At 72.5% G+C, this 4,109-nt stretch carries 5 protein-coding genes; 1 reads left to right on the top strand and 4 read right to left on the bottom strand.

What is annotated here, in order from left to right; translation table 11 throughout:
* The coding region (locus tag BIV57_RS25650) for a hypothetical protein (protein ID WP_217651753.1) at positions 1 to 296 on the top strand (296 nt) is incomplete at its 5' end.
* Positions 297 to 618: 322 nt separating this feature from the next.
* On the opposite strand, the gene BIV57_RS21650 is transcribed toward BIV57_RS25650, so the two are convergent.
* The 4 genes from BIV57_RS21650 to BIV57_RS21635 form a co-directional block, all read right to left on the bottom strand.
* A complete protein-coding gene (locus tag BIV57_RS21650) occupies positions 619 to 1,776 on the bottom strand; it encodes a hypothetical protein (protein WP_071658554.1) in 1,158 nt (385 codons plus the stop codon).
* 25 nt (positions 1,777 to 1,801) lie between these two features.
* Positions 1,802 to 2,929 (bottom strand): DNA cytosine methyltransferase, encoded by a 1,128-nt coding sequence (locus tag BIV57_RS21645; RefSeq protein WP_071658557.1) that lies wholly within the window; start codon positions 2,927 to 2,929, stop codon positions 1,802 to 1,804.
* A gap of 11 nt (positions 2,930 to 2,940) precedes the next feature.
* Entirely contained in the window at positions 2,941 to 3,210 is a 270-nt protein-coding gene (locus BIV57_RS21640) for a DUF4314 domain-containing protein (RefSeq protein WP_071658553.1), read from the bottom strand.
* 30 nt (positions 3,211 to 3,240) lie between these two features.
* Positions 3,241 to 4,109 (bottom strand): type IV secretory system conjugative DNA transfer family protein (locus BIV57_RS21635; protein WP_175548822.1); only part of this gene is annotated, 869 nt, incomplete at its 5' end.

Raw genomic sequence — 4,109 nt, 5'->3', positions numbered from 1 at the left:
AGGTCCTCCCGGGCTCATCGATGTTGGTGGTGAGTGAACGGTGGGGGCGCTTGTGGAGCGGGCGGCGCCAGCCGCAGGTCGGATTGGGGCTGGTCGGGTTCGTCGGGGAGTTGGGCGATTGCGGTGAGGGCGTGGAGGCGGGCGCGAAGCAGGTGGGGTCGCATGCCTTCGGCGGTCTCGTGCGCGGCGTCCTTGAGGGTGTGGCCGTCGAGATGCCGCTGGTGCAGGCGGTCCAGAAGCCGGAGCGCGGCGCGCAGCTCTTCGGCCGCACGGCTGGCGGACTCCTGGGCGGGTGAGGACGCCTGCGGGATGGGCTGAAGGTCCGCCGCGAGTGCGGAGGCGGCACGTATTGCTGCCTGCAGATGAGTCTCGGCGACCGGTCCGGTGAGCAGCGCGTCGCGCACTTCCGGTGCGGTGCGGCCGCGTCGCGGGTGGATGGCCGCGATGAGGTGGGCGACTGCTTCGGCTTGTCGGCGGGGAGGTGGTCGGCCGGCTGGGCCGTTCGGGATCTCGGGCATGGCCGGCACTCCGCTCTCCCGAGGATGCTGCGGGAACGGTTCCTTCTGCGCGGGCCTCGTGGCGGCCGCGAGTTCGACCGATAGCGGCAGGGGCGTTCCGTCAGCGGGAAGGAGACGGTGCGTCAGGGTTGCCGGCGACCGGAGTGGGGGCGAGGAAGAGGTTGTGCGCCTGCGGTGCCGGGGCGGCGGCCGTGATCGTGGTGCGGGTTCGTGCGGGGCTGGGCGTGCTCGCGGCCCGTATCGGGTCGTTACTGGTCGCGGCCAGGGTGCTTCTCAACGCGGCGCGCAGGGTGTCGCGTTCGGCGGCGGCCTGGGCCAGCTGGCTGGCCTCCTTGACGATGGCCGCGACCGGAAGCCGGCCCGTGTGCTCGCCTGCCAATTCGATTAGCCGCTGCCGGCTTTCGGCCACGGCTTGCTCGGCGGCGACCAGGTGGTCGCGCTGGTGGAGCAGGACGGCGTGCAGCCCCGGCTCCTGGTTGTGCTCGAAGTCGTCCCGGAGCTGGTCGAGTGATCGGTGGGTGGCTTCCTCGATTTGCCGGTCGATGGAAGCAACGGGGTCGGGCCATGAGCCAGCGGTGCGGGCGCGGTCCTGCGAGGGCGGCGTGGGCGCCGTGCTGGGTGAGGGCACGGCAGCTCGTGGTGCGGTCTCGTGCTGCCAGTTCGTCAGACGCTGCAGCAGCGGAAGGGCGGACCGGCCCTGGTCGGTGAGCGCCAGGAGGCGGGCGGTGCGGCCGCGGCGTCCCGAGTTGCTCCAGGCCTGGGTGACCTGGAGCAGCTGCGCGTCCAGCAGCGTCTGCCAGTGAGGGGTGGCCGACCAGGTGGTGGCGTATCCGACGTGCTTCGTCAGGTCCACCGTGTTCATCGGGCCGTCGCGCAGCGCGACCAGCATGGCGGCGATGCGCTGTTTGGCCAGGAACGCCACCGCTGCCTCGGCGCCGGAACTGGAGGCGCCGGCCAGGCCGATGGTGCGGGCCCAGGAGGCGAGATCTGCTCTGAGACCCAGGGCCTGCTGACCGCGGTCGGTGATGGAGTAGATGACGGGGATCTCGTTGTGGGTCTGCGTGCAGAGGCCGTTGACCCGCAGGGTGCGCATCCGGAGCCGGGTGGCCACCTCGGCGAGATCGAAGTGGCGGGCGAGTTGGTGAACGGTCCGCGGCCGGCGGGGGTAGTCCAGGTGGGCGAAGACCTGGACGGAGCGCAGCGCCTGGAGCGCGGTGTTCAGCTGGGCGAGGTCGTGCTCGGCGGAGTCTTGCGGCATGGGCGGGTCCTCCTGATCGAATCGGTTAGGCGGCCAGCTCCACGTCGGCGCGGGTCAGGCCGAGGTGGGGCGCGGCCAGGTGCGCGGCGAGCAGAGGCGGGACGGCGTTGCCGATCTGTTCCAGCCGCCGGGTGGCAGGGCCGGCGAAGGGATAGTCGGCGGGGAAGGTCTGCAGGAGCGCGGCCTCCCGGTCCGTGATCCGCACGGACTCGGTCCCGGTGTCCTCGTCGTCCGCGTTGCCGGCGGGTGGGCGGATCCAGCGCACGTCGTTGCCGCGGTGGCCGAACAGGACGGTGGCCGCCGGCTGGGTGGCGGGGCGGAGGCACGCGTGGGCCTGGCTGGAGGAGCGCAGCAGCCACTGCCCCTCGGCCTGCGCGCGGGTCAGGGTGGCGCGGGATCCGGAGGCGAAGGCCTCCGGCCCGCCGGTGGCCGGTCCGCCGGCGAGCACGGTGGGGCTGGGCCGGGTGGTCGCTCCCCAGCCCAGCGCCTGGGCCATCGACACCCACGGCAGGCGCGGGGTGCCGAAGAGCATGGCGGGTTCGGGGTGTTGGGCGTGGGTGGGATCGGGCGGGGCGGCGGGGCGGGTGCGGGAGGCGATCAGGATGGCGCGGCGCCGGGTCTGCGGGACCCCGAGATCAGCCGCGTTGAGGATGCCGGTCCACACGGAGAACCCGGCAGGGCGCAGCAGGTGGGCGTAGGCCCGCCACAGCGGCAGGACCAGGGGGACTTCTTCCATGAGGACCCAGAGGGGGAGGCCGTGGGGGAGCAGGGCGGCCAGGTAGCGCATGGGTTCGGCCGCGAGCAGGGAGCGGGGGTCGCGGCAGCGGGCCAGGAGCTCGGTGCGGGTGTCGCGGCCGGCGGCCAGGTCAGTGATGGCTTTGAGGACCAGGGGTTGATCGAGCAGGCCCAAGCGGTGGCCAGCGGTGGAGTAGGACTGGCACGGGGGCGAGGCGATCAGCCCCACCACCCGCAGCACGAACGGCCGGGTCGGATAGCGGGCGAGGTCGCAGCGGATCGTCTGGTGGCCCGCGGCGGCCCGGGTGGCGCAGGCCAGCGGGTCGATCTCCAGCCCGACATCGCGGCACCCGAGCATCTTCAGTCCCTGGGCCCAGCCGCCAGGTCCGGCGAACAGGTCCAGGATGACCTCGCGGATGCCGTCCAACCTCAGCGTCCGCGTCCGTACCCGCGGTCATCGGGGCGGCTCTGCGTGATAGCGCCCCCGGGCGCCGGTGCGATGGGTGGGTTCTCGAGGAGGCTGACCTCGTCGCCCTCATCGAGGAGCATGGCCAGGGTGGAGCCGTCGTCCCACTTCACCGACAGGACCTGCTGGTCCTCGTCGAAGCGCAGAACGGTCCCGGCGGTCCCGGGGTGCAGTTTGGTGTGCGGGTCGTCGGTGTGGACCAGCGTGATGCGCTGGCCGCGGCGAAACTCCATCTGCTCTTCCTTCTTCCGTGGAGGGGAGTATCAGGTCGGCAGGTGCCAGTCGGCGGGGCCGGTGTGCTTGGCGTTGGCGCGGGCGGTGATGCCAGCGGTGGCCTTGGCGGAGGCGGCGGCCAACTGCTGGGCCTCCGGCCCGCGATACCAGGGGCGCAGGGTCAGGCGGGCTGGGCGGATGCCGGTGGCGAACAGCAGCGCCTGCCCCTTCGGGAGGGCGCGGATGGCATCGGGCGGCAGCAGGCGCTCGGTGCGGGTGGAGACGGAGATGTTCTTGCCCAGCGCGGTGTCGGTGGAGGAGGTCGACAGCGCTTCGACCTCGTGGTCGCCGACCAGGCGGGAGAGCTTGTCGGCGAAGTCGGCGTCGTCGATACCACTACCGATGATCTTGACGGTGGCCGCGGACCACAGGGCGTCCATACCGGCCTCGCCCCACACGCGCTGGCCCTGGCGGTAGGACTGCAGGATGGTCAGGGGGATGACGCCGCGCGAGCCGAGGTGGGAGTACAGGTCGGGCAGGTCCTTGATGCGGCAGACGTTCGCGGCCTCGTCGAGAATTGCCAGCAGCGGCGGATCGAGCCGTCCTCCGGAGCGTTCGGCGAGTTGGACGGCGGCGCGCATCACGGCGTCGGCGGCGGCGGCGATCAGCGCGGAGGCGGAGCCGCCGCCGTCCTTGGACAGCAGGTAGAGGGTGTCCCGGGAGGCGACGAAGGCGTGCGGGTCGAACTCCGGCAGATTCCGGTGCGGCGTCACCCACGCGGCCACAGCGGGGTCGAGGAGGCAGGAGGCGTACTGCCGGGCCGTTTCGAAGATCCCGTCTCTGGTTTCGACGGCGCCGGCGACGGTGCCGGCGAGTTGGGCGGCGACCGCATCGTGTCCGGCGGCTCGGAGTTCGTCGA

The sequence above is a fragment of the Mangrovactinospora gilvigrisea genome, assembly GCF_001879105.1.
Classification (GTDB): domain Bacteria; phylum Actinomycetota; class Actinomycetes; order Streptomycetales; family Streptomycetaceae; genus Mangrovactinospora; species Mangrovactinospora gilvigrisea.
The sequence above is the reverse complement of the archived record's forward strand: the minus strand, read 5'-3'. Positions and strand labels throughout refer to the sequence as shown.